At 40.9% G+C, this 24,420-nt stretch carries 17 protein-coding genes; 10 read left to right on the top strand and 7 right to left on the bottom strand.

Annotated elements, in window-relative coordinates; all coding sequences use genetic code 11:
* Nucleotides 1-164: 164 nt before the first annotated feature.
* The 4 genes from AAG747_RS04840 (at nucleotide 165) to AAG747_RS04825 (ending at nucleotide 3,408) form a co-directional block, all read left to right on the top strand.
* Nucleotides 165-566, top strand: coding sequence for a GIY-YIG nuclease family protein (locus AAG747_RS04840; protein WP_346820007.1), 402 nt, complete (start codon nucleotides 165-167; stop codon nucleotides 564-566).
* A gap of 30 nt (nucleotides 567-596) precedes the next feature.
* Nucleotides 597-1,019, top strand: a complete 423-nt coding sequence (locus AAG747_RS04835; protein WP_346820006.1) for a DUF4357 domain-containing protein — start codon at nucleotides 597-599, stop codon at nucleotides 1,017-1,019.
* 57 nt (nucleotides 1,020-1,076) lie between these two features.
* Nucleotides 1,077-1,634, top strand: coding sequence for a hypothetical protein (locus AAG747_RS04830; RefSeq protein WP_346820005.1), 558 nt, complete (start codon nucleotides 1,077-1,079; stop codon nucleotides 1,632-1,634).
* 199 nt (nucleotides 1,635-1,833) lie between these two features.
* Nucleotides 1,834-3,408, top strand: coding sequence for a S8 family peptidase (locus tag AAG747_RS04825; RefSeq protein WP_346820004.1), 1,575 nt, complete (start codon nucleotides 1,834-1,836; stop codon nucleotides 3,406-3,408).
* A gap of 808 nt (nucleotides 3,409-4,216) precedes the next feature.
* Here AAG747_RS04825 and AAG747_RS04820 read toward each other — a convergent pair.
* From AAG747_RS04820 to AAG747_RS04795, 6 genes are all read right to left on the bottom strand, one after another.
* Nucleotides 4,217-6,016 (bottom strand): RagB/SusD family nutrient uptake outer membrane protein, encoded by a 1,800-nt coding sequence (locus tag AAG747_RS04820; RefSeq protein WP_346820003.1) that lies wholly within the window; start codon nucleotides 6,014-6,016, stop codon nucleotides 4,217-4,219.
* A 27-nt stretch (nucleotides 6,017-6,043) separates the two neighbouring features.
* Nucleotides 6,044-9,559 carry a SusC/RagA family TonB-linked outer membrane protein gene (locus AAG747_RS04815; RefSeq protein ID WP_346820002.1) on the bottom strand — a complete coding sequence of 1,172 codons (3,516 nt, stop codon included), beginning with the start codon at nucleotides 9,557-9,559 and terminating at the stop codon, nucleotides 6,044-6,046.
* Between the two features lie 193 nt (nucleotides 9,560-9,752).
* Nucleotides 9,753-10,763, bottom strand: a complete 1,011-nt coding sequence (locus AAG747_RS04810; protein WP_346820001.1) for a FecR family protein — start codon at nucleotides 10,761-10,763, stop codon at nucleotides 9,753-9,755.
* Nucleotides 10,764-11,140: 377 nt separating this feature from the next.
* On the bottom strand, nucleotides 11,141-11,701 hold the full coding sequence (locus AAG747_RS04805) for an RNA polymerase sigma factor (RefSeq protein ID WP_346820000.1): 561 nt from the start codon (nucleotides 11,699-11,701) through the stop codon (nucleotides 11,141-11,143).
* A 913-nt stretch (nucleotides 11,702-12,614) separates the two neighbouring features.
* The gene (locus AAG747_RS04800; protein ID WP_346819999.1) at nucleotides 12,615-13,049 is read right to left on the bottom strand and encodes a hypothetical protein; all 435 of its coding nucleotides are present in this window, start codon (nucleotides 13,047-13,049) and stop codon (nucleotides 12,615-12,617) included.
* 374 nt (nucleotides 13,050-13,423) lie between these two features.
* Complete coding sequence (locus AAG747_RS04795) at nucleotides 13,424-14,023, bottom strand: TetR family transcriptional regulator (protein WP_346819998.1); 600 nt, start codon at nucleotides 14,021-14,023, stop codon at nucleotides 13,424-13,426.
* A 616-nt stretch (nucleotides 14,024-14,639) separates the two neighbouring features.
* Here AAG747_RS04795 and AAG747_RS04790 point away from each other — a divergent pair.
* The 6 genes from AAG747_RS04790 (at nucleotide 14,640) to AAG747_RS04765 (ending at nucleotide 23,710) form a co-directional block, all read left to right on the top strand.
* Nucleotides 14,640-17,795 carry a SusC/RagA family TonB-linked outer membrane protein gene (locus tag AAG747_RS04790; RefSeq protein ID WP_346819997.1) on the top strand — a complete coding sequence of 1,052 codons (3,156 nt, stop codon included), beginning with the start codon at nucleotides 14,640-14,642 and terminating at the stop codon, nucleotides 17,793-17,795.
* Between the two features lie 24 nt (nucleotides 17,796-17,819).
* Nucleotides 17,820-19,289 carry a SusD/RagB family nutrient-binding outer membrane lipoprotein gene (locus AAG747_RS04785; protein ID WP_346819996.1) on the top strand — a complete coding sequence of 490 codons (1,470 nt, stop codon included), beginning with the start codon at nucleotides 17,820-17,822 and terminating at the stop codon, nucleotides 19,287-19,289.
* A gap of 131 nt (nucleotides 19,290-19,420) precedes the next feature.
* On the top strand, nucleotides 19,421-20,416 hold the full coding sequence (locus AAG747_RS04780; protein ID WP_346819995.1) for an endonuclease/exonuclease/phosphatase family protein: 996 nt from the start codon (nucleotides 19,421-19,423) through the stop codon (nucleotides 20,414-20,416).
* Between the two features lie 314 nt (nucleotides 20,417-20,730).
* Nucleotides 20,731-22,047, top strand: coding sequence for an N-acetylmuramoyl-L-alanine amidase (locus AAG747_RS04775; protein WP_346819994.1), 1,317 nt, complete (start codon nucleotides 20,731-20,733; stop codon nucleotides 22,045-22,047).
* A 228-nt stretch (nucleotides 22,048-22,275) separates the two neighbouring features.
* Nucleotides 22,276-22,950: an ABC transporter ATP-binding protein gene (locus AAG747_RS04770; protein ID WP_346819993.1), complete on the top strand. Its 675-nt coding sequence runs from the start codon at nucleotides 22,276-22,278 to the stop codon at nucleotides 22,948-22,950.
* A 166-nt stretch (nucleotides 22,951-23,116) separates the two neighbouring features.
* Entirely contained in the window at nucleotides 23,117-23,710 is a 594-nt protein-coding gene (locus AAG747_RS04765; protein ID WP_346819992.1) for an RNA polymerase sigma factor, read from the top strand.
* Nucleotides 23,711-23,908: 198 nt separating this feature from the next.
* Here AAG747_RS04765 and AAG747_RS04760 read toward each other — a convergent pair whose 3' ends face one another.
* A complete protein-coding gene (locus tag AAG747_RS04760) occupies nucleotides 23,909-24,370 on the bottom strand; it encodes a hypothetical protein (RefSeq protein ID WP_346819991.1) in 462 nt (153 codons plus the stop codon).
* Nucleotides 24,371-24,420 lie beyond the last annotated feature (50 nt).

The following is a 24,420-nucleotide window of genomic DNA, read 5'->3' as shown; positions in this document are numbered from 1 at the left end:
AGGCTTGTAACTGCATTACAACTTATCCGGTAAGTTCCTCTTGGAAATTACGATAGACAAATATAGTATGCCGTGAGTGAATAGAGCATATGGTGAAATAGTTGGATTTGCTTAGTTTTGGGAATCGTGGAGAGAAACCCTGGTAAGTATAATCGCAACAAACAATGAAATTTGGGAAAACAATCAAGCTGTTTCTGATAGACGGTGATTCCAATGGCCGGATGACTTGTGAATTGTCAAACTGGTCGGGGAAGGCATATAAGATACCGAGAATCAGAATCAACGAATGTAAAGACCGGGAAGAACTAAAAAGCCCTGGGGTTTATCTACTTTTCGGAAAAGATGAAACCGGTCAGGATTTAGTATATATCGGTGAGGCTGAGGTAGTTTTCAAACGCCTCAAACAACATTTGAATCAAAAGGACTTTTGGAACGAAGCGATTGTTTTTATCAGCAAAGATGAAAACCTGAACAAGGCACATATTAAGTACCTTGAAAACCGCCTGTATGAATTAGCATTGTCCGTGCACCGTTATCAGTTGGAAAACAGTGTGATCCCCATTTAATCTACCATTTCGGAAGCCGACCGGGCAGAAATGGAGGAATTCATAAGCCATAGTAAAGTGTTGATCAGTACGCTCGGACACAAAGTATTTGAAGAAAAAAGAGAGGCGAAAAGCCCGGAACAAACACAAGAGTGTTACTATATCAAAGCCGTTCGTGGGGCGGATGCTCAAGGGGAACCCACCTCAGATGGCTTTGTGGTCTTTGAAGGCTCAAAGGTGGCGACATCTACGACATCATCATTTTCAAAAAGCTTGCTCCGCTTGCGAAACGATTTGATCGATAAAGGGATGATTGTTCAACAAAATGGCGAGTTTCAATTGGTAGAAGATTGCATCTTTTCCAGCCCCTCGACTGCGGCATCCATGGTGTTGGGAAGAAGTGCCAACGGACTCCAAGAGTGGAAGTTGAAAGGTGGAACTACTTTAAAAAAGGTGGAAACAAAAAATGACTGAGCGAACCTTCATCATGAAGGTCGGGGAGTGTAAAAATTAGTAAAGAGAATCAATGCCATGTGTAGATATTCGACAGTATACAAACCGCATTATGCCTGTTTTGCCTGTAGAAAAGCGTTTAAAAGAAGATTGCTGGTGGATATAGACCGGGATGCCGCATTTGACAAAAAATGGGAACCTACCATAGCGAAATGCCCCGATTGTGGTGAAATGATGGCTGATATGGGATTGGATTTTAAATCTCCTCCCAAAAAAGAACGCAAAGCCTGGGAGCATTTGCAAAACCTCTATGAAGCCGGAATTACTTTTCATTCCTGTGGGTGTTCGGGACCGGGATATATTCCTAAAGACCGGGAACAGTTGCTCGCTTATCTTGAAAAGAAACGAACGGAATATTTTGAAAACCTGAAGTTTTGGAACAACTGTAAATCCCAGAAGGAAGTGGAGTTTAAAAAGCAAAAGGGTTGGGAAAACGTATGGAAGTTTTTTTACGATGTACCGAAAGAAGCCCAAACGGGTACCCGGAAAAAACAAAAAGTAGATGTGGATAAAGCTCTGGGATTCTGGACTGCTAAAATCCGGGATGTCAACCGAAAGATCAATACTTTGAAATAGAATTTTAAAACCGCTGTATCTTACTTATATTTTAGTATAAATTGATGTGCTACGGTATCTATATTTCCCTATTTGAATAATTTGTTATCCTCTCTATATTTGGGGAGAAAAATGTCATTAAATATAATGGGTATACATTACTCATTAGAGTTGCTCCTGAAATTTTCCTATTGTTAAATATCCATAATCAACTCCCCTTATGAAGTGTATTTTCAATCTGAGTATTTTCCTGTTCATCTTTACAGTATCTGCTAAAGGACAAAACAAAACACTTGACGAATTAAATCTGAAATACCTTAACTGGTATAATCAAGACCTTGCAAGGGACAGGTTTGCCGGTACCAGTGTCAATAAAGCCTATGAACAAATTTTAAACGATAGTTCCCAGTTTGGTAAAACGATCATTGTAGCGGTAATAGACGGAGGGGTGAACATCGAACATGAAGACCTGAAAGGGCGGATTTGGGTGAACGAAGATGAAATTCCCGGTAACAATATTGATGACGATCATAACGGATATATTGACGATATACATGGTTGGAATTTTATTGGAAATCAAAACGGTGAAAACATACATTATGAAAATTTTGAATATACCAGGATCATTAAAAAGAATAATAAACATGATCCTTCCTATATAAGAGCTAAAAAAATACACCATTCGGAATTGGCTAAAAAGCAAGAAGAAAAACAGAAGATAAACAGATTCCAAATAGCCTACGAAAGAGCCAAGTCCATTATAAAATCCGAAACGGGCATTTCCGTTCATTCGGCAGGCGATTTAGCCTTGATTACAACCAATACGGTTCAAGTGTTTGAAGCGAAAAAGTTTTTGCAAGGACGCTATGCTGCCGGGCTGACAGAAGAAGGTTTACAGAAAATGATTAAATCCAACGAGGAGTTTACAAAGTATTTTCTGAATACCGATTTTGAAGCCAGAAATTTGGTAGGGGACAATCCGGAAGATTTAGACGATAAGTTTTATGGCAATCCGGATGTAATCGGTCCCGAACCGGAACATGGCACCTCTGTGGCCGGAGTAATCGCTGCCATTCGAGGGAATGCAATTGGCATCGATGGCATTGCATCCCAGGTGAAAATTATGGCCATAAGGTCCACACCGGCAGGGGATGAAAGGGATAAGGATGTGGCTTTGAGTATCTACTATGCGGTGGATAATGGTGCGGATATCATTAATATGAGTTTCGGTAAAGACTTTTCTCCTCAAAAGGAATTTATAGACAACGCTGTGAAATACGCTAAAGAGAAGGGAGTTCTGCTGATTCACGCCTCTGGCAATTCCGGAAAAAACATTGATGTGGAAGAAAATTACCCGAATGACCGCGACTTGAACGGTATTGAGGCCAGTAATTGGTTGGAAGTTGGTGCTTCGTCAATGTATTTGAATACGGAAATAGCTGCCTTCTTTTCAAATTACGGAGCAAAACATGTGGATATTTTTGCTCCCGGAGTCAATATTATTTCAACGGATATATCCAATACCTATAGTATGAGTGATGGAACGAGTCTGGCTGCCCCGGTGGTGAGTGGGATAGCGGCTTTGCTACTTTCCCGATACCCTGATCTGAAACCGGAAGAAGTAATCGACATTCTCCTTTCCAGTGCATTGACCTTTACGAAACCTAAAAAGGTGTTAGTCCCTTCCGAAACGCGAAAAAAGAGAAAGAAAACCAAGTTTTCAGCGCTCTCTAAAAGTGGTGGAATCGTAAATGCTTATAATGCTCTTATGGAAGCTGAAAAGAGAAAGAAATAGTAAATCCAAATAGAATAAATGAGTCGATACTATTTGCAATAGTAAAAGGTCAAGAAATCCGGATCAGCGATTAAACCTGTTTGCTATAATCTCCTTGGTCTCTATTCTTTCGGGGATCTTGTTATTCTTCGCATATGAAAAACAAAACAAACAAGTCCTCAGTACTTATTGTGGAGGTTTTGGGTTTTATGGAAAGTCTTTAGTGCTTATGAAAGACAACACATTTAGATTTAGTTATAACGGGTGCGTGCAGGCAAAAGGCTATGTAAGAGGAAGATGGAGTAAACAAGGTTGTTTGCTGACCTTCTTCCCGGAATATTCGGAGAAAAACCTGGACGATCAGTATGAATGCACAGACTCCGGTTTGCTCCCAATTCGCAGTAATAGTGAAAAGTTTACTTTGTGTAAACCTATGGGGAATTTTGTTTCTGACACAACTTTGGATAGGTAGTGAATGAACTAAAACAGAGGTGTATCTCTCTTTAGTCAAAACCCAATCTATACTTGATAAAGGTACCTTTGTGGAGGCTGTCTAAAAAACGGTATATAGCTACAAAGACCAGCAAAGGTGTAATTTTTTATAAATCAATTCCTTGTGTTTTATAGCCTTTATGATGCTTTATGTTCTTTTGACTTTTCCGATAGCCCTCTATAAGTTACTGTCTGAATCAAATGAAAAGCCCTTAGTAAAATGAATTACTAAGGGCTTACATGTTAGGTTAATTGAATTATTCAATAGGTGTAATAGATGAAGCGTAGTTTGTTTTACAAAATTTATTGACAAAAAAATGAAACGCATTTTAGCTAATTATTGCCAACCGAATAGCTGTTCCAATTGAGGGTTTAACAATACTTCGTGTGCAGGAATAGGCCGGTAATAATCTCTTGGTTCGGTAAAAATTCTTTCAGTGTTTTGGGTAATGATATTCCCACCGGATTCCCCGTTTTGCAGATACACCGTGACCTCTTCTCCGAGCAATCCCGCTTTGTAATAGACCAATACTTCGCCCAAAGAATTTTTCTCTTTGTCTTCCAAATCGGGAATATCCTGGTCTTTGCCAATGAGAATGATGTCTTCGATACCGTCTCCGGTCATGTCGTACTTTCCAAGTCCGGGGAAATACATTCCTTCCGGTTTGTTTTCCAGTAATTTTCCGGCATTCCAGCGCATTAAATCGTCAAAGCGGAAACCTTCCAACGCAAATTCAATACGCCTTTCCCTGCGGATTTCAAGCAAAACTCCCTGGTTGGAACCGGATACGTTGGGGTATTTACTCGTCAAGAAAGGGTCAGGATTGGCATTGGCTTCCGCCATGAGCAAATGTGGCATACCAGCCCGGTCTCGTAATTGATTCACACTCATATCCAAATCCGCTTGTGTCAGTTCTCCCAGTTCGGCTTTGGCTTCCGCATAAATGAGCAAGGCTTCGGCAAAACGGTATACCGGTACATCCATACTCTGTAATATTGAGTTTTCCGTTGAATTGATATACCCTTTTAATTGATGATAACCGGTAAAGTTTTTATTGAGTCTTTGTACATAAGCGTTGTCGTTAGGTGCTTGTACCCAACCCGGGTAGACCAAGGTTTGTTTCAGACGAGGATCCCGGTTCTGAAATTCTTCTACAAAAGTGAGGCTCTCATGGGCCGGTTGCTCTGTAAAACGATTGCCATCTTGCATCAGATAATTCATGACCAGGTCTCGTGAAGGAGATTGTTCATAATCGCCAAAGACAGTAAAGTTTATATTGCTGCTTTTCTCTTTTTCATAGTCATAGTAGTGGACTAAGATGGCTTCGGTATTTCCCGAAAGGCTGGTGCTATTGAACAAATTCCGGTAGGCCTCTTCAGTACCTCCTTCCATAGAAATGGCAAACTCTCCGGAAGAGATAATTTCCAGGGCTGCATTGCGGGCTATTTCCAGATACGTATTAGCGGTATTCTGTAAGCCAAGTTCAGCGTGGTATTTTCTGTAGGTTCCCTCGTGCAATGCGATGCGGGCTTGTAACATAAGCGCTGCCCATTTATGAATTGCTCCCTCCGGTACGTTTGCTTTATCCCGGGTATGGTGAACTGCAAAATCCAAATCGGCAAATATACTGTCAACCACAAGAGTACGGGGATCGCGGGGTTTATAGAGGTCTTCATCGGTAGTGCCCAGCGTTTGTGAATACCAAGGTACATCCGAAAAGCGCTTTATTTTATTGTAGTAAAACTGAGCCCTGTAATATTTGGCCACCCCTTCATAATGATTTTGCGTGGGTGCATCTAAACTGGCTTTGTGATAATTCTCTAAGAAGAAATTGATATCTCGCAAATACGCCCAGTTCCAACCCCCGGAAATGTTTTCGGAAGTGGGGTTTCCTGTCATAATGTTTTTAATCTCTACTACCGCGGTAGTAGCCATATTGTCTGTACCTTGATCTCCCTGATATTGGTATACCGAAGAGACAGAATGCAAGCCATATACATACATGGCCAGATCTTCTTCCGAATTAAAAAAACTTTCCGGGGCAAATTCGGTCCGGGGATAGCGGTCAAGAAAGCTGTCATCACAGGCTGCCAAGAAGAGCGTGAAGATGCTTAAGAATATATAGACTCTTTTCATGATTTTTCAGGTTGAAATAAAAAAGATTTAGAACGTGACATTCAATCCGGCAGAATACTTTCTTTGAAAAGGATAAGCATACCCTCTGAATTGAATTGCTTCAGGGTCAACAAAATCCTTGATTTCGGAAGCTTCCCAAAGGTTTTCACCAGTCACATAAAACCGTACGTTGGAAAGTTTTAATTTTTCTGTAAAAGAGTTAGGCAAGGTATAGCCAAGGGTGATGTTCTTCAAACGGAGGTATGCCGCACTGAGCAAATACTTGGTTTGTGGAATGTCCAGGCCGGACCCGTAATTGGCATCGGCCAACCAAGCTTGTAATACAGGATATTCCGCATCAGTATTGGCTTCGGCCAGACCAAGGTCTAAATATGCTTGTGAATGTTTGGCCCTTTCGGCTTCGCTGTCGGCTTCTCCTCGGTAAAAATCTAACAAGTGGGGGTAGGTATTGGCATAGGGTTGTTGGTAAGGACCCCAGAACAAGTAATGGCGCGGGTAGTAATCCCGCTTACCGATACCCTGAAAGAAAATCCGGGCGTCAAAGCCATTCCAATTCATATTCACAGTGACTCCGTAATTATAACGGGGGGTAGAGTTTCCTATAATTTTGAAGTCTTTAGGGTCTTTGGCTGATTGGGGTTTTTCAATTTTTCCGTTGCCATCCAGGTCTTTAAATTTTGGCCAACCCGGTACGATGTCCAAAGCTCCCCATGGAACAATGGCCGACTGATCCAGCTCTGCGATTTCATCTTCCGACTGAAAAAAACCATCGCTTTCCAATCCCCAGATTTCTCCTATTTGTTGACCTTCCCTCCATCGACTGAATAGTTGGTCTTCGTTTTTGTAGCGTGTAATATTAGCTTTATTATCCGATAGAGTTGCTCTGAGATCAAAAGCTAAAGGTTTGCCAGCTACATTAAACTCATCTTTGTAAGTAAGTGAGACTTCCCAGCCTTTGCCTCTCAGGTCAGCAACATTTGCTAGAGGTACGTTAGCTCCCAGTACATTGGGCAGTTCTTCGCCAGGGGCAAGCATGTCTTTGGTATCACGCTCATAGTAATCAAAGGTAGTGAAGATTTTATTATTAAATAAACCTAAATCGATACCAATATTTTTCGTAACAACTCTCTCCCAAGTATACGTTTGCGGGTCTATATCTAAGGCAGGTGCTCCTGAGACTACTACCGGCTTTTCTCCATCAAGTAGGTAGCCGGAGTTATGAACTCCCATTTTAAGTATATGTCCATAGTTACTTACCGATTGATTGCCTAATGAGCCATAGGAGGTTCTGACCTTTAGAGTATTGATGCTATTACTCAACCCCCTCATAAAAGGCTCCTTGCTTACAATCCAAGCTGCGGAAAAAGAAGGAAAGAAACCGTACCTGCGTTCTTTCGGAAAGCGAGAGGAACCATCGTAGCGACCATTGAATTCGAAGATATACCGTTCTGCAAAAATATAATTAAATCGAGTAAATACACCTCTTACTCCCCAGTCAGTAAAACGTTCATCAACTTTTTCCTCACCGGTCGCCAGTTTCAGATACGGAAAGGTAGAAGATATCAACTTGTCTCTTTGTGCGCTAAACCATTCATAAACGCTGCTTTCTTGGTTGTACCCAGCTAAAAGGCTGAATTCGTGTTGGTTGAACGTTTGTTTCAACGTTCCGTATAAGTTATATCCGTTATAGCTGATCAGGCTGGCTGCTTCATAGGCATAACCTTCTCCTCCTTCTTCCCGTATGTCCTCAGGTCCATAGCCAATACGGTATTTTTGGCCATCCCAATGGTCTTTATTAAAGTCCCTTCTGAATGTAGCGTCTCCATTTAGTTTCAAAGCTCCGTCAAATAAAACCAACTCCAATTTGGCACTGGTTTGAAGGCCGTAGTTTCTATTGAAGGTACGGCCTCCTTCTATCATCTGAGCAGCCGCTTTTCCTGCATCGGTATTGGCCCAAGAACCATCGGGGTTTTTAATTACATCGGTGGGTTTCAGGTCATATACATTGGTAATGTTATAAGTAGGGCGGTCTCTTTCGGCTTGTGTCAGAGAGGTGTTGTTTTCCAGGTTTAACCATTCATAGGGTGAATAGTTGATTTTGCCCCGAAAAGCATAGCGTTTCCAGTCATCTGTAGTCAACTTAGCCAATCCATCTTCTTTGCTGTAATTAGCGGATAAATAGTAGCTGACTTTTTCTTTGCGGCCACTAAAGGCAATGTTATGATTTTCCGAATAAGCAGCTTTATTGAAAAAATAATCGTTCCAGTTCGTATTTCCCATATACATCCACTTATTCGGGTCATTGGGATCAATCCGTACATCCTCTACACTGGGGTTTTCAGATCGCTCTTTAGCCCATTGATAGAATTCGTCCGAGTAGTTTACATAATCCCAGGGAGTATTGTTTGTAGAAATTTCCAATAAGCGGGAAAAGATATAAGGATCAGTAATAGGGTCTGGTGTAATGGTAGGTTTGGACCAGATAAAATTACTGGAATAGGTGATTTGGTTTTTGTCTGGAGTTTTCGTAGTAATTAACACTACTCCATAAGCTCCCCTAGCACCATAAATAGCCGCTGAAGAAGCATCTTTTAAGACTGAAACATTTTCTACATCATTGGGGTTTAATCGAGTGACATCAGCTTCATTGGAAGGAATACCATCAATGAGAATTAAGGGATTGCCTCCATTGATAGAAGTAAAACCACGGATATTGAAGCTTGCAGTACCTCCAGGCTCTCCACTAGGAAATTCCACATTTAAATTAGGAATCATCCCTTGCAAACTTTGTGAAAGGTTAGCGACTGCTCTGTTTTCCAATTGTTTGGAGTTGATATTATCCACAGCGCCAGTGAGATTGATTTTCTTTTGTTCTCCATATCCTACAACCACTAATTCTTCCAAAGTCTGAATATCTTCTTGTAACTGAATATTAATGTTGACGGCTTCTCCTACCGTTACTTCTTTGGGGAGGAAACCTACGAAGCTAAAGATGAGCGTTTCCCCTGTTTCCACTTCCAGTTTGTACTCTCCGTTGATATCGGTGATGGTTCCCTGGTTAGTGCCTTTGATCAAAATACTGACTCCGGGCAAGGGTTGGTTTTGTTCATCGGTAACTTTGCCACTAATCAATTTGGCTACGACAACTTCCTTGCTATGCACAGGATGTTTGACCTTGGGCATTCTGTTAACAATGATGCTGTTGTTGATTTGTTTGAATTTCAAGCGACCTTCTTTGGCTATTTGCGTGAGTAAGTCTGCCAAGGTGATTTGATTGGTTTTTTTGCTGATCCGGATTTTCCGGTTGAGGTCTCTTTTATCATAGGCAAAGTAAAAGTCCGTTTGTGCTTCGATATGCGCAAAGGTTTCGAGTAACGAAGCATTGGAAAGTGCAACGTTTACCGTCACTTCCCGGATACTTTTGACCTTTTGTGCCTTGCCTGGGGAGGCCAGCAACAGTTGGATGCAAATGACCTGGGCAATCAAGCCATATATCGAATATTTCGATAGCATTATAATTAGTGGTAAAGGTTTAAATTTCATATCTTTGAGTGTTTTAATTGATGGGACAATTGATTAAAACATAGGTTATCCGGCCTTTTTGACATCCCGCATCCCCCAATGCCTCTGTCAAAAGGAATAGATACCTGCAATACTCTACCGATAATGTAACCTGGTTATATTATCGGTTTTTTGCTTCGAGTCAGGTAGAAAAGTGTTTCATACTTTTAAGCATTTAATTGAATAGGATAAGGACATTATTTTGCGCGATCGAATAGGTAAAGCTTTTTGAGGTTCCTATGGCTTGTAATACCGTTTCCAAGTCTTCTTTATGAAATTTCCCAGTGAATTGCCAAGGTCCTTTTTGACGGTTTTTAAATTCAAAATGCACTCCGTACCAACGGGATAACTGTTGGAAAATCTCCTCAAAATCCGCATCTTTAAAATAGAGCGTGCCGTTTTTCCAGGCTAAAGTCAATGCGGGGTCAAAAGGCCTTTTCTCCCACTGTAAAGTATTTGGATCGTAGGCTACCTCTTCCTCCGGATGCAGCAAAATGGACGATTTTGCTTGTTGAACAGCTACTTTACCCGTGGCCAATGAAACGGTTACTTCGTTTTCATCGCGATAGGCTTTGATATTAAAAGAAGTCCCTAAGGCGGTAGTTTTTAGTGATCCGCTATGTACCATAAAAGGCCTGGAGGGATCTTTGACTACTTCAAAAAATGCTTCCCCTGTCAAATGTAATTGGCGGGTACTGTCGCTGAATTGCTCCGGAAAGCGAAGGGTACTCCCCGCGTTTAAGATGACTGTTGATCCGTCTTTTAGTTTCAGTGTACGTTTTTGCCCTTCCGGAACAGTGATGGTAGTGTAGTGGATAGAAGCAACTGTTGTTTGAGCTGAATCTTGGAGTGAATTTTGGTAAAACCAAAATGAAATGCTCAATACGATTAAGATAGAAGCTGCTATTTTCAAACCGTAATTTTTATCTCCTTTTCTTAGTGTATACTTTGTTATTTTTCGTTCTTTTCCCGGCTTGAGTGCTGATTTTTTGTCAAAGTTGGCCCAAAGCTGTTGATGCTTTTTACCAAAAGAGTTTTTATGCTCCCGGCTTTCTTCCCAATAGCGATCAAAGTCATTTTCCATCTGTTGCAAAGCATCCTGACTGTTCATCCAGTCCATCACTTTTCGCGCTTCTTCTTGGCTGCATTCTCCTCGGTAATATTTTTCTATGAGTTTAGGGTCCACCGTTGTAATATTAAAATAGGAATAATCGGGTTTATACTCTTAATACACTTAAGCCAAACACTTTACTCAGTGGGGTTGAATGATTTTTTTAAAAAAATGTTTTGAGATCTTGCAAGATAGGAGAAGCCAAGCTTTTATACGAAAATTATTGGCACTTACTCAGAATGGTATCAAGGTTTCCAACCGGGTACCAGTTGAATCAATCCTTTTGAACAATGATGAACCCCTTTAAAAAAGACTGTCGTGTGAGGTAGGCATACCTGGCGGTAGTAATATTATGGCTTTTCCACTGATTTTTTTACTTTTCAGTAAGTACTTTTTAACAGTAGAGGGGAGAGTTGGGTTGTATATGGTTTCAGAAGTATTCCTTTGAAGCATTATATAAATAGGGATAACAATAAGACTTTGCTCAAAGAAAGTAGAGGATGCATATGTGTTTTAAGGTATTTCATTGCCCGGAAATGATGGTTTTCAACAGTCCGTTTGGATAAATTTAATTGTTCGGCAATTTCTTCATGGCTAAGACCCTTCAACCTACTGAGCTCAAATATTTGCTTTTGTTGGGGAGGGAGCTTGTCAATACAAGACTGGGCATATTGTGTGAGCTCCGTACTGATCACCTCTTCTTCCGTTGAGTTACGGTGTATGTCTTGTTGCCCTAATAAATAATGTTGATGAGCCATTTCATGGGCTTTTTTCCGGGCATTGTTGATGATCATATTTTTGGCAATGCTGGCGATAAAGGCATTGAAAGACCGGGCCGGATCAATTTGTTCCCGCTTTTCCCAAATCTTGATAAATACCTCTTGAACAATTTCTTCCGCATCGGCATGACTGAGATGAAATTTCAGAGCGGTAAAATATACTCTTTCCGAATACTTGGAAAACAAAGCGCTGAAAGCCGGTTTATCTCCCTGTCGCAGCTGAGTCACCAGCATTCTGTCAGTGTTAGATGAGTCCCGTTTCAAAGGTATGAGATTAAATTGAATGACTATTCAGTGAATTTTTACAATTTTAAATATAAATTTTTTCGAAGAATAATAAAACAGATTAAGGAAATATTAAATGTATCCGTGTGCGATAATCGGCTTCTCGTTAGAGCCTGCCCTTTGACCGGCTAGAAAGCTGTCCACTCTTCGGTCGTCATGAAAAACACCATGTGTTAAGGAAGAAAGGAAATTTTGCAGGTTGTAAAAACATACTACGACCTGAGGAAAGGGTAGAGGTGCAGGTCACCGAGTGTCGAACCACAAAATTATTTTTTCTCGGCCTTCACTCACTCATTCGCCATTTCACTCATTCACGAGTTATTGGGCCGTAAGTGCGATGTTTAAATCCTGCATTCCTTCTATCCTTCTATCCTTTATTACATCACTGAGAACCCTAAACTGAGTAAACCCCTATTATTATTTTTTCTCGGCCTTCACTCACTCATTCGCCATTTCACTCATTCACGAGCTATTGGGCCGTAAGTGCGATGTTTAAATCCTGCATTCCTTCTATCCTTCTATCCTTTATTACATCACTGAGAACCCTAAACTGAGTAAACCCCTATTATTATTTTTTCTCGGCCTTCACTCACTCATTCGCCATTTCACTCATTCACGAGCTATTGGGCCGTAAGTGCGATGTTTAAATCCTGCATTCCTTCTATTCTTCACTCCCCCAACCCTTCAATCTTTTATTACATCGCTGAGAACCCTAAACTGAGTAAACCCCTATTATTATTGTTTCTCGGCCTTCACTCACTCATTCGCCATTTCACTCATTCACGGGCTATTGGGCCGTAAGTGCGATGTTTAAATCCTGCATTCCTTCTATCCTTCACTCCCCCAACCCTTCAATCTTTTATTACATCCGGTCGTATTCCACATTCAGTTGCCCTTCTTCAAAACGCAGTGTCAAATACGCAACGGAATTCACCGCCTGATTTTTTTTAGAAGCGGCTTTCCACTTCGGCATCTTGTTAATGAGTTTTTTGAGGTTCATGTCCCCGTTTTGTTGATTACTTTTATTAATAATGCTTTTGCAGCAAGGTGTCCCGTCATTTGCAATCAAGATCTGCAACATAACATGCCCTGTATATTCCTCTACCTTTTTGCCCAGCTCTTTTTCAAAATAAGCTTTTAAGCCGCCATCCTCAGAAAAACTGGGCATTTCATCTACGAAATACTGAAGGTTTGGCAGGTTGCAATCCTTGAAAATTTGCGCATTGGCTTGATTTACGAGGCTATTTGTTAGCCAGAATCCTAAACAAAAGAGTATTGAGTACGCTGTTTTCTTCATGTTTGGTTTACTTTATTACCATTTTAAAAAAATTAAATGGCTTTGTAATTATAAAGCCATGTTCTATTTCTTTTCAGTTATTTGGGCAATCTGATTGCGAAATTAAAATATACAGTAATACAGTTTTCATAAATTGTACCATTGAAGTGGTTTTCTCTTATAGTTTTTGACCGAAAATGAAATCAAAATAGGCTCGTCAAGGCACTTTTTGAAGAGAATAGCCAACGCTATTGTTGAAAAAAAGTAACACAGAGGAGGTGTTTTTGAAACATTTTTCAGGAAAAAGAAAAAGGTTCATTCACTTCATAGCATACAAGTACTTTATTTCAAGGGCTTCAGTCAAAAAAAGCCCTTGAAAGGCGAAGAAATAGATTTTACTTGGAGAGTCCTAAAAGGTTTAGTGCTTCTTTTTTATAGTTCATAAGTTTATCCTGATATTCTTTCGGATCATCAATCATACTTAAATAATAGTAAGCGCCATCCGAAAGTAAAAAAATCAAATCGGCAGAATGATGGGCATCTTTTATACTAAGGCTTCCTTCTTCATTACATTGCTGTATATAGACGGCCAAAGAACCTCTTAAGAATTCATGAAGCTCTTTGTACTTTTGGCGGATGATCTCATTGCGAAAGATCAACGCAAAGCAACTGTAAAATACACTATCGGCAAAGAGCATATTCCATTCTCTGGAAAAGATGTTGTCAATGACTCCCAACAGTTGGTCCAGCGGCTTTTTACTTTTGTGGTGATTTACCTGGTAAATGCTTTTGTACTGATCTACGATGAAGTCGATAAGTGCCAGGATCATGTCTTCACGCGATTTGAAATAATGGATGATCAAGCTTGGATTGATATCCATTTTACTTGCTATTTTGGCAAAGGAAGTATTTTCAAGTCCTTCTTCTTGAGCAACTTGGTAGAATACCTGGAGAATTTCTTTTTGCCGGATTTCTTTTAAACTTTTTCGTCCCATACCCCAAACATAAAAAAAGAAAGGGGAAAAAAATCCCCTATACTTTGACAGAATGTATAATTAATTCTAGTTTTGTGTAAAATTAATTGAATGTTCATTTAATTTTTAGGTAACATAGAAATCACGATTAATTAACTACAGTAGTGATACAACTTATTGGCTAATCCATCACTTTTGCATGGTTCGACTTTGCTCCTTATGATAAGGAGAAGTTTTACAACTTAATACATAGAAAAGTAACAATCATGCGCTACCAATGAACCCATCAAAAACAATCAGGGTCTTGATCGATCAAAAGGAGAAAGTACAATTGCTTTTAAGAAAAAACAAAGCCAGAGGGAATAAGAACTGATACAACTTACAGAAGTGATTTTTTATGGATAAAGAATCTTGTTGTGCACAATCAAACACTGTGTACGATAGGCTTGCTATGTCAAGTCAAACCGGGTAGTAATTAAAAAGAGGCTTATACAAAATTGTGCTTTTTAGAGAAACAGCTTTGGAGTACAGTCAGGATGACAATCTGTAATAGCCGGGGAGTGATTTTCTCATTGTATAAATTCAAGTTCAACGTCAAATAAATATCTATCTAATCTAAAAACTATAATTGGCAATTATGAGACTTAAGTTTTACAAACTTGGGCTGCCTTTCTATGCCCTTTTTCTAAGGACGGGGCTGGTAGTCTTACTTTTACTTTCAGTGCAAGGATTGTTTGCACAAGGAATCAGTTTAAGTGGTATCGTGACCGACCCTACCGGAATGAGTTTACCGGGAGTAAGTGTGGTGATCAAGGGCACTTCCAAAGGGACGATTACGGATATGGAAGGAAAGTATACCCTTCAGTTGAATTCCGAAAATGACGTATTGATATTTTCGTATGTTGGTTTCGAAACGATGGAGGTACCGGTAAAAGGTAAATCCGAACTTTCCATCGTATTGAATGAAGAAACCCAGGAGCTGAGTGAAGTGGTGGTAACGGCTTTGGGAGTGGAAAAAGAGGCCAAAGTATTGGGATATGCGGTGCAAAACGTGGAAGGAAAAGAGTTGGTGAAAGCCCGGGAATCCGATATCATGAAGTCTTTGACAGGTAAAGTGGCCGGTTTGACGGTATACAATTCTACCGGGCTTTTTGAAGATTCCGGTGTGTCATTGCGGGGTAAAGAGCCGTTGATTGTGATTGATGGTATTCCTAACCCCAAAGCGAAGTTTTGGGAGATCAGTGCCGATGATGTGGCGAACATTGATGTATTGAAAGGACCAACGGCTTCCGCTTTGTACGGTGCTTTGGGAAAGGACGGGGCCATTATGGTTACAACCAAGAGAGGAAAAGAAGGCAAACTGAGTGTGGATGTGAACTCCAGTACCATGTTTCAAACGGGCTTCTTACGCATTCCGGAAGTGCAAACCACTTATGGGGCGGGAAATAACGGACAATATGCTTATGTAGACGGTTCCGGTGGCGGTACGGAAGGTGCCGGTTGGATTTGGGGACCCAAACTGGATCAAAAAGACCCCAGTACGCCTAGCGGATATTTTGAAACGCCTCAATTCAATAGCCCGGTAGATCCGGTAACCGGTGAGCGGATGCCGACTCCGTTTTTATCAAGAGGAAAGGATAATGTGCAGAATTTCTTCCGTACAGGAATGATTTCTACCAATAACGTCAGTGTTACGGGAGGAAACGATCGAGGAAACTTCCGGGTATCTTTATCCCATATGCATCAAAAAGGTATGGTACCTAACACAAAGTTGGATGCTACGACTTTTACGGTTTCCGGTGGGTACAAGCTGGCCGAGAAATTAAAAGTGGATGCTTCACTGTCTTACAACAAACAGTACACAAATAACTTCCCGGAAAGATCGTATGGGCCTCATAACTATTTGTACAACTTAGTGCTATGGACCGGGCCGGATGTGGATGTCAGAGATTTGGAAGATTATTGGGTAAAAGGAAAAGAAGGCTATCAACAAAAGCATTACAATAATTCTTGGTACAATAACCCGTATTTCCAAGCTCATGAGTTCTTGAGAGGCTATCATAAAGACAACACCTACGGCCAAATGGCATTGACCTATTCTCCAAGTGAAGATTTCGAGGTCTTGTTCCGCTCCGGGGTAAACTGGCACAACCGTAACCGGTCTTATAAAGAGCCGAAAAGTTACATCCGTTATAGTGTAGTATCAAAAGGAAATTATGAATTGTATAATGATTACAATTTTGATTTGAATACGGACCTTTTGGCAACGTATAAAAAACAAATTAACCAAAATTTCTTAATCAAAGCTTCTTTTGGGGTAGCCAACCGGTATTCTAATTCCAAAAACTTGTCTATTCAGACAGACGGATTACACGTGACGAATTTTTTCAATTTGTCGAACTCAATCAAAAAGCTGACAGGTAGCAACGGACAGACGGACCAAAAGGTGAATAGTATTTACGGAACCTTGGACTTTGAGCTTTTCCACTCTGTGTTTTTAACCTTCACCGGTCGTAACGACTGGATTTCGACCTTGCCGGTTGGAAATAATTCCTATTTCTACCCATCAGTGGCCTTGAGTACTGTGGTTTCCGATTTGATAGAAATGCCGGAGTTTATCGACTTTTTCAAAGTGAGAGGATCTTGGTCACAGGTTTCTTCGGGATACATTACCCTGAACGGTGTGGAAAATCCTTACAACCATATTCAGGCGTACAATGCCGGAAGCACTTGGGGAGAAAACGCTTCTGTATATTTCCCCGGTACTAAAATCAGTGCAGGGCTGGAACCGGAAACGACCGATGCTTTTGAAGTAGGTATGGACTTGAGAGTATTGAACGACCGGATCGGTTTGGATGTAACCTACTATCAGATGCGGGATTATAATAACCTAACGACTATCCCGGTTTCAAAGAGTTCCGGTTTTACACAGAGATTGATCAATGCGAATACCTATACCCGGAAAGGGGTGGAGGTGATGTTGCACGGTACGCCAATAAAATCAGCAGCGTTTACCTGGGATGTGAATTTGAACTGGAACCTACACCGTAGCTATTTGAAAGAAGCATATGATGAAAATGGCAAAGTAGGTAATTTGCATGAAGGAGAAAGAGCGGATGCAATTTACACCAGTGTATGGCAACGCTCACCCGAAGGAGAAGTCATTTACGGGGCAAACGGTTTGCCTCTGGTCGATTCGTATGTGAGAAAGATTGGCAATGGAGATCCGGATTGGGTATATGGATTGCAAAACCGCTTTACCTACAAAAATTTGAGCTTGAACGTTTCCTTTGACGGACGGGTAGGAGGTAAATTCTATACGTCTACCAATCAGAAAATGTATTGGGGAGGTACCCATCCTGCTACAGTAAACCAATACCGGGACGATGCCAACGAAGGAAAAGCCTCGTATGTAGGAAAAGGTGTAGTTGTGACAGACGGAGAAGTGATTTACGATGAGGAAGGAAATATTACCAGCGATACCCGTCAGTATGCTGAAAATACCACTGCGGTAAATTACATTTCATGGGTAAGAGATTATTATGATGGAGATGCTTCTGAGCCGGGTTATTATGATGCTACTTTCTTAAAGTTGAGAGAGGTGACATTGACCTATCAATTGCCTGTAACGCTTTTGGATAAAGTGTTCATTGACCGCGCTTCGATATCCTTGGTAGGGCGTAACTTATTGCTTTGGTCAGATATGCCCAACATCGATCCGGATCCGGGAAAAGACAATTTGCAAACACCTTCTACCCGCAGCTTTGGTTTTAACATCGACCTTAAGTTTTAATGACAACCTTGGAAATCTGATATTATGAAAATCTTTAATTATATATATGCAATTGCTTTGGTGCTGGTCTTTGGGGCTTGCCAAACCTTTGACGAATTGCAATTGGACCCTAACCGGGCAACAGAAGTCAATCCCGATCTTATCTTGACCAACTTGGAAACATCCACCATGCCGCAGATCTCCCTTTCTTCTGCACTGGCTGTCCGCCAGATGGTCAATATTGACGGTGCAAGTACCAGCCAATACTATGGCTGGCAAAGGAGTAGTTTTGGCGCTTATGAACAGTTGCGCCAAGTCTATAAGATGGAACAAGAAGCCCAGCGGTTGGAACAGGAGAATTATCTGGCCTTGGCCAAGTTTTTCCGTTCGTTCATTATCATCAATTTAACCCAAACCTTTGGCGATGTACCTTACTCAGAAGCCATGGCCGGGTTTGAAGAAAATTATACTCCGGTATACGATCGACAAAAAGATATTTATGCGAAGGTAGTAAAAGAGTTGAAAGAAGCGAATGAGGAATTGGATGCCAACAAAGGAGAAATTGCAGGGGATGTGGTATACGGTGGAGACATTCTTCAATGGAAAAAGATGATCAATTCTTTCCGTTTAAGAATACTGATCAGTTTGTCTCATAAAGAAGGTTGGTCGGAAGTGGATGTGGAAGGACAGTTCAAAGAAATGGTTGAAAACCCTGATACCTATCCTATTTTCACGGACAATGCAGATAATTTTGCCTTGACTTATCACGATTTGGAAGGGAACCGTTATCCGTTGTTCAATAACAATGGGATCCAAACGGCTTACTATATGGAAGAGTCTTTTATCAATCATTTAAAAGACCGTCAAGACCCTCGCTTATTTAAGATAGCCGAACCTGATCAAAAGTCACAGGATGCCGGATTGGAGCCTACTGACTTTGATGCGTATTCAGGTTTGAAAGGAAGTGAAACCCAAGGGGAAAACAGCAACCGGATCAATATCTTGAAAGAAGGCTCTCAAATCCATCCCCGTTATTATCAGGAGGCAACCAATGAGCCCAGTGTGGTATTGAGTTATGCCGAAGTGGAATTCACTTTGGCAGAAGCCGCTGCCCGGGGTTGGATTGCTGCTGATGCGGAGGTACATTATCAAAAAGGAATAAAGGCTTCTATGGAATTTTATGGAATTGAAGCGGCCGCGATTACCGCGTATCAAAACCAGGCTGAAGTTATGTACGATGCCAATAAAGGGTTGGAAATGATCCTGACCCAAAAGTATTTGGCTATGTTCTTGAATTCAGGATGGGAGCCTTTCTATAATCAAAGAAGAACCGGCATTCCTGAGTTTGATACCAGTGGCGGAGGAATGATGAACAATAGCCGGATTCCGAAGCGTTGGATGTATCCTCAAGAGGAGTTGAATTTGAATACGACTCATGCAGTGGAAGCTATTCAGCGCCAATTCGATGGCAATGATCATATCAATGCTGTGATGTGGATTTTAAAACCGGAATAAAACTTTTTGACTGTGTTCGGATTTGAAAAAGTAAGCTCCATTCATCATTGGGAGTATTTAAATAGTTAACCTAACAGGGATGGGCAAGACATTGCTCATCCCTATTTTGTAAATTCAAATATAATTTTCGCATGATCAGGAATTTGACAATTTTATGTTTGGGGCTTTTGGGAATGCTCGCTTGTTCCAAACCTTCCTCAGAAGACACGCAAAAAACAAATGCGGCCAAGAAAGAGAAAACAAGACTCAAAGTAATGGCTTATAATCTCTGGCATGGGGGAGATGCAGGTAAGCAGCCACTGGAGAAGACCATGGAAGTAATTCAAAAAGCCGGGGCAGAAATAGTCGGTATATCGGAACCGGATGGATTCAATCCCAATGCGGGAGAAGAGCAATACCAAAACCGCCCGGATAATTCAAAAATTATTGCGGAAAAGTGGGGCTGGCATCATTTCAGGCAGAAAGGGGGCGCTTCTATCATCAGTAAATATAAAATCGTGGAGGAGTTGCCAAACCAAACCGGAGTGAAAATCGAATTGCCCAACGGAAAACATGTGTATTTTTTCAATGCTCACTTTATTCATATTCCTTACCAACCGTATCAATTGGCCGAAATTAAGTACGGTGACTATCCGTATATCAAAACCGAAGAGGAAGCGATCCGCTGGGCCAATGAAGCGCGCAAAGGTGAAGTAGAAACCATACTTACCGAAATGAACAAAGTGGCCGGAGAGAATGCTCCCATGTTCATGACTGGAGATTTCAACGAGCCCTCCCATCTTGACTGGACAGAAAAGGCCGCCGAAGCAGGTGTGGTGCAAATCAAAGTAGAGTGGCCTGCTACCAAAGCTTTTGAAGGTTTGGGTTTTGTAGATGCGTACCGTACGATTTTCCCGGATGAAGCCAAGTACCCGGGCGATACCTGGACCCCGCTTTCAACACCGGAAGATGAGAAAAACGGAGAAGATGTATTGGACCGGATTGACTTTGTGTTGGTAAAAGGTGAGCAGGTAAAAGTGCTGGATACTAAGATTGTAGGAGAAGTGAGCGAATATTCGGACATTAAAATTGAAAACTACCCCTCTGATCACCGGGCTGTGGTAAGCACCGTGGAATTAACCTGGTAGCTAATTCTTTTTTAGGTAACAAAAGTCTACCTGAAAAGGAGGTATATAGCCACAAAGACACTGAGATTCACACAAAAAAATGAGTTATAAATTAACTATTCGTGTCTTAGAGTCTTTGTGGTATTTTATGTTCTAGACCGTCACTTTGATTTCTTCTTCCCTCCGGAGCATTCGTCTTACGCTTCATCTTCCTCGGCCCAGATGTAAGATCCAAACATATTGATTCTTATCTTTGTTAAATTAAATTGTAGGAGAGTTGCTCAGAAACCAATTCTGATGATTCAGCTAGCAGTAATTGTAAATGAACAGTTCATATGATAATACTTTACATTTGGCTGTGGTTATTTCCCCTTTTGGTCCCGGAAGAGAAGAAGGATGCCAACGCTTTAGCAAACCACTATTCGGAAAAAGCCAAAAAGTATTTGGTAAAAGATAGTCAGGTACATAACTTTTTCCGGATTGACCAACGTGGGGTTGCAATGTTTGCCTCCTTTAGAGATAAACAACTTAATAAACCGGAATTTTTTTTGGCCTGGAGCGAATTGGAGGATTTTAAGAAGTTGATCAAATATGCCGACAGGTCTTATCAGTTCGAGCTATACCGGGCAAAAGGCACTTCACCCTTCGATCAAAGTATGTTGATGACCATCAATATCTTAGAGCAAAATCATTATTTTGTGCCGGTTAGTCGTGATTTGCCTCTTTCCGGCTTGCGAATTGCAATTGACCCCGGACATATAGCGGGCGATTTGGACGTAGCGAAAGAGGAGGGACGGTTTGTGAACATGAAAGGTCCGGGAGGCAAGGAATATAGTTTTTTTGAAGGGGAGCTAAACCTGGCAACGGCTTTTGTGTTGAGAGACAGCCTGGAAAAAATGGGAGCGGAAGTAATGATGACCCGCCACAAAGGCAACTACAGTGCTCTGGGGATTTCTTTTGACCATTGGAAAGAAACCAAATTACCCGAGGCCATGAAGAAGGCCGGGGTAGCCAATTCCCAATTGAAAAATCAACTCAAGAACACATCGGCTTCCATGCTCTACCGGATGTATTTTTTACGGGCGGATCTGGACGCCAGGGCAGATAAAATCAATTATTTTAAACCGCACTTTACCGTAGTGATCCATTACAATGCGGATGAAAAAAATGTAGGCTGGAAAAAGCCCAGTAAACGTAATTTCAGTATGGTCTTCGTGCCGGGAGCTTATATGAAGCATGAATTAAAAACCTCTCTTGATCGCTTTGACTTTATACGCATCTTGCTTTCTGATCACATCCAAGAGTCCGTTAATTTATCAGAAAAAGTGATGGGAGAATTCAAAACCTACCTGAAAGTTCCTCCGGTGAGTACTTCAGAGGAGCCCTCTTACCTGAAAGTGACCAGTCTAAGAATCAATGAAGGGGTCTATGCCCGTAATTTACGCTTGTGCCGTTTATTGAATACGCCCATATGCTATGCGGAACCCTTGCTACAAGACAATGAACATGAACTGAAAGCTTTGGATAAAAACAATTTGCAAAAAGGGCAAATAGCTCCCAGGGTAGTGCAAGTTGCTAATAGTTATTACCGGGGAATCATGCGTTATGTAGCCGAACGTAGAAAACGGCAAAATTTCCTGGATCAATATTAGCTATGATCGCACTTGACCCCTTGGCTTGTCAATTAGTAACGTGCACTGATTGAGGGCAAGATGCGCTAACCGAATGCACCGTTATCTCAACGGAATAGAGGTAAATTATAAAGAGTAAAAGAGCATTTGAAACCTCGCTTTTTGGAACAATGAGTTTGGGGCTGGTGACAGAATATGGTAAGCTAAGGACAAATTTGTATTTTTGAGACGAACTCAATTCCTATGGGCATGTTAAAGGCAAAAAATATCACAAAAAGTTATAAAAATTTACAGGTACTGAAGGGGATAGATCTGGAAGTGAAAACCGGAGAAGTGGTGTCCATTGTAGGAGCATCCGGAGCGGGTAAAAGTACCTTGTTGCATATATTAGGAACACTCGATACCCCTGAAAACGGAGAGGTATGGATACAGAATACGAATTTGTTTAGCTTGGCAGATGACCAATTGGCAAAATTTAGAAACCAACAAATCGGTTTTGTTTTCCAATTTCATAATTTATTGCCGGAATTTACGGCTTTTGAAAATATCAGTATGCCGGGATTAATTGCCCACCAGGATCCTAAAAAGCTGGAGCACAGGGTAAAAGAATTGATGGAAATGTTGAACATATCCCATAGAGCAGAACACCGGCCATCGGAAATGTCAGGAGGAGAGCAACAGCGTACGGCAGTTGCGCGGGCTTTGGTCAATGACCCGAAAATTGTGTTTGCCGATGAACCTAGTGGAAATCTGGATTCGCACAATGCCGAGGAATTGCATCAATTATTCTTTCAGTTAAGAGAAAGGTTTAATCAAACTTTCGTAATTGTGACCCATAACGAAGCATTTGCCCAAATGGCCGATCGTACCATCGAAATCAAAGATGGTAAAATTGCATCCCAACAAGCAGAAGTCAACTCATAAACTCCAAAGGATTGTTGCTGGTATTGAGTGAAATAGAACAAAATCCCTCGGTCGGAAACTAGCCAGAGGGATTTTGTCTAAGCAACCGTTTGAACAGTATTCTTTTATTGTTCGAAAAAATTACTTACTTCGTGGATTCTAATTTTTTTCAGCCTGTACAAAACAAATGACCGCTTTACCAACCAGTCAATATAGTGACCATGAACTTTGGGGAAAGATGAAAAATGGAAGTCAGAAAGCTTTTACCCAATTGCTCAAACTGTACTATAACGACTTATATTTTTATGGAAAACGGATTGCGGGAAGTATTGTCGTTGCAGAAGACTGTATACAGGAAGTATTTGTGGATATCTGGGAAAAACGCGAATCCGTTTCGGATGTGCGGAGAGTAAAGCCCTATTTGATGAAAGCGGTTCGTTTGCGTATTATCCGGAGGCTGAGTTCCAGAAGGCATTTGGTGGGGGAGGAAGCCGCCCCGGAACAAACTGCAATCACCTTTTCTATTGAAGATGAAATCATCCGGCAACAAAGTACCCAAGAGCAGTCAGAACAGCTCCATCAAGCCTTAATTCAACTCTCCAAACGCCAAAAAGAAGTAATTTACCTTAAGTTTTTTCAAGGACTTAGCCATGAAGAAATTGCCGCGGTAATGGGGCTTAATAAACAATCCGTCAAAAACCTGTTGCACGAAGCACTGAAAAAACTTCGAAATATTTTACTGTCTATTTTATTGATAATTTTGGCTATGCTCTTTCAATAAGAGTATGGTTAAAATTCTTTTTTGGCCCAAAGGGTAAAATTTAAACATGCTCTAAGAAAAAATTGACCATGGGATGAGCTTTGTAGTATTGCCATCACTCAAAGGTCGTAAAAAATACTTTCACTTCCTTTGGTAAAGAACTCTGCCCTTGTTACCGGCAACCGGTGGAAACAACATTCACTTCGTTAGCCGTAGCGATCATTCGTCTTCGCATTCCTCATATTCACTATAAACCTCGGCCCAAAATTTATTGCTTAAGTCCATTTTGTCTTTTATCCTCTTTTGGATGTTTTCATCCATCGATTCGATTTCCTTTAACCATTCCAGCTGATTAGAAAACTCATGTATACTATTCGATACTTTGATTGGGTTCCAACTTCCGGCTCCATGCCATGCAAAGTACACCGGAAAATTTTCATTTTCTTCATGAATATCGATGAAAAACGGATCATTCGAATAACCTGAGCATATAACAAACCAACTTTCCCGAAAATCACCTTGATCTTCTCCGGTAATTTTTTCACCTGTATTTCCATGAATTTTATATCCAACTTGGAAAGCTTCAAATGAATCTATTTCAGGATAAAAGTGAGGAAGGCAAAAGTTTTCTAATTCAATCCGTTTTTCTATAAACTCTTTTATTTTTTCAGGTATTTTCATTTTTTAGGTACTAAGTTTTAATTATAGTTAACGCACACGATTATGAGTAG

The organism is Rapidithrix thailandica (genome assembly GCF_039710355.1).
Classification (GTDB): domain Bacteria; phylum Bacteroidota; class Bacteroidia; order Cytophagales; family Flammeovirgaceae; genus Rapidithrix; species Rapidithrix thailandica.
Note: the sequence above shows the minus strand (reverse complement) of the source record. Positions and strands in the feature narration are given on the sequence as shown.